This window comes from Micromonospora andamanensis, assembly GCF_016863495.1.
GTDB classification, from domain to species: Bacteria; Actinomycetota; Actinomycetes; order Mycobacteriales; family Micromonosporaceae; genus Micromonospora; species Micromonospora andamanensis.
In genome coordinates this window covers 1-1,594 of sequence record NZ_BOOZ01000106.1, presented here as the reverse complement: position 1 = coordinate 1,594, position 1,594 = coordinate 1, and the positions used below count along the sequence as shown (strand labels likewise).

1 protein-coding gene is annotated in these 1,594 nt (G+C 69.9%); it reads right to left on the bottom strand.

Annotation, left to right across the window (positions count from 1 at the left end; all coding sequences use genetic code 11):
• Positions 1-8: 8 nt before the first annotated feature.
• Positions 9-1,481: an NF041680 family putative transposase gene (locus Van01_RS32665; protein ID WP_239093675.1), complete on the bottom strand. Its 1,473-nt coding sequence runs from the start codon at positions 1,479-1,481 to the stop codon at positions 9-11.
• Positions 1,482-1,594: the final 113 nt, after the last annotated feature.

Here is a 1,594-nt window from a genome sequence, read left to right as displayed (position 1 = left end):
CTTGATCTTTAACCTGTGCGGCGTGGCCTCGGGTTACTCGAAGTCTTCGTTTTCTTCGTGCCACCTTTTGGTTTTGTGCTGATGGCGGCGGTGACGATGTGGACGTCGTGGCGGGCTGCCGGGTGGCGGTTGCGTAGTCCAGGCGGTCGGCCGGGTCCTGGTCGGGAGGGTTTCGGCGCGCGGGCCAGGTTGCCGGCTTTGGTGCGCAGGTGCCGAAACCCTCGCCGGACGCGGGCGGGTGAGAGCCGTTCGGGTGGTGTGGGGCGTTCCCAGGGTCGGCGGAGGTCGCCGACGGCGCCTCGGGCGAGGCGTAGCTGGGTGTAGGCGGCCAGCACCAGCCAGGTCCAGCGGTCGGCGGCGTGCGGGTCGCGGAGTTTCGGGCTGGTCCAGCCGAGGGTCTGTTTGAGCATGCGGAAGGTGTGCTCGATGTCGAAGCGGCGCAGGAATGCCTGCCAGAGCAGGTCGACCTCGGCGGTGGTGGCAGCCGGTTGGGACCACCAGAGCCAGACCGGTTTCGCGGTGGCACCGGAGGGCAGGCGGTCGACGGTCAGCAGGATCACGGTGCCTTCGATGATCGGTAGCGGGCCGTGTTGGGCGGTCCAGGCGGTGCGGTGGGTCAGCCGGGGGTGCAGCCGGTGCCAGGCCCGTGCGGTCGCGGTGCCGTAGAGGCGGGTGTCGGTGGTCGTGTTGGCGTCCGGGTCGCCCCAGCTGGCCGGGTCGCCGAAGATGAACTCGCCGCCGTGTCGTCGTGGGCGGCCGGTGGTGCCGGGCAGCCGGGGTGGTGCGGGTCGGCGCAGCACCCGGTCGCAACGCATCCGCACCAACACCTGCACTGGTAGATCAGCCAGGAGGAACGCCAGTCGGGGCCCGTCGTATCCGGCGTCCGCGACGATCCACACGTCCGGATCGCCTGGCTGCCACTGCCCGGCAGCGATCAGCCGCTGCACCACGTCGCGCAGCTGGCCGGCGGTGACCGTGGCGGCGTCGTCGCCGGGCACCAGCCTGCGGGCGTCCAACGGCGCGGTCCACGAGGTGCGCCCGGTCTCCAGGGCGGTGACGAACGAGTACGGCCAGCCCGGAACCCCGACGTGGGTGTCCTTGCCGCGCCCATAGGTGTGGCACAGCACCCGCTGCGGGCAGGTGTGCGCTTCCGGCCGCAGCCAGCAGGTCACGTCCACCGCCAAGATGATCCGCCCGTCCGCGGCCCGCGGCAGCGGCACCGCCGCCACCGCGGTCCGCAGCCGCTCGATGTCGATCCGACCACGGTTCAACGCCGCGTACAGCGAGCCGTGACCGCGGCGGTGCTCACCCACCAGCGACAACTCCACCAGCGACCGCACCGGCGCATCCCCGCACAACAACGCGTCAGCCAACTCGAACAACGCATCCCGTCGAGCGGTCAGACAGGCGTGGAACTCGCGCCGGAACGCCGCCAGCCGCCCGACCTCGCCGGCCATCCCGGCATCGTGCACACTGATCACCAGACAGCCCTTGGTTTGCGATCTTCTTCCCTAGACAAGAGGAATGATCGATCAAGGGCTGTCCTCGTGATCAGCCGGGGTCGATGCCACCGTCCAACAGGTTAAAAGTCAAG